General features: G+C 74.7%; 2 protein-coding genes. Both read right to left on the minus strand.

All coding sequences use genetic code 11. From position 1 onward, the window contains the following. A partial coding sequence (locus AB8Z36_RS41220) for an AMP-binding protein (RefSeq protein WP_369218458.1) occupies positions 1-302 on the minus strand: 302 nt, incomplete at its 3' end. Positions 303-307: 5 nt separating this feature from the next. Next, positions 308-691 (minus strand): chorismate-binding protein (locus AB8Z36_RS41225; protein ID WP_369218459.1); only part of this gene is annotated, 384 nt, incomplete at its 5' end.

Below are 691 nucleotides of genomic sequence, written 5' to 3' on the forward strand. Positions count from 1 at the left end.
ATGCGGAACAGGGCGAAGACGGTGGAGAAGAACTCCGCCGTGTTGGGGAGCTGGACGACGACCTTGTCGCCCTTGACGATGCCTCGGGCCAGCAGGCCCGCCGCCAGGCGGTCGGCGCGGCGGTCCAGTTCCGCGTACGTCCAGCGGTGGCCCGCCGCCGGGTCGACGATCGCGAGACGGTCCGGGTGTTCCGCCGCGCGGGCCCGGAGCATGCCGCCGAACGTCTCGCCGCGCCACCAGCCCGCGGCCCGGTAGCGCTCGGCGAACTCCGACGGCCACAGGGGCGCGTCCGCCGTGGGCACGGGGTTCACAGCTCCGCCCCCACCGCGTTCAGGAACGTACGGAACTTCGCGCCCGTCTCGGCGGTCTCCGCCGCCGGGTCCGAGGCGGCGACGACGCCCGCGCCCGCGTAGAGCCGCAGGGAGCGCTCCTCCGCCTCGGCGCAGCGGATCGTCACGACCCACTCGCCGTCGCCGCCCGCGTCGCCCCAGCCGAGCACGCCGGTGAAGAAGCCGCGGTCGAACGGCTCCGTGTCGCGGATGACGTCGCGTGCCGTGGCCGTCGGGGTGCCGCAGACCGCGGGGGTGGGGTGCAGCACGCAGGCCAGTTCGAGCGCGGAGGTGTCGGGGGAGGCGAGGGTGCCGGTCACCGTCGTCGACAGGTGCCACATGGTGGCCGTACGGATCAGGGT

The sequence above is a fragment of the Streptomyces flavofungini genome, from assembly GCF_041028215.1.
Taxonomy (GTDB): domain Bacteria; phylum Actinomycetota; class Actinomycetes; order Streptomycetales; family Streptomycetaceae; genus Streptomyces; species Streptomyces flavofungini_B.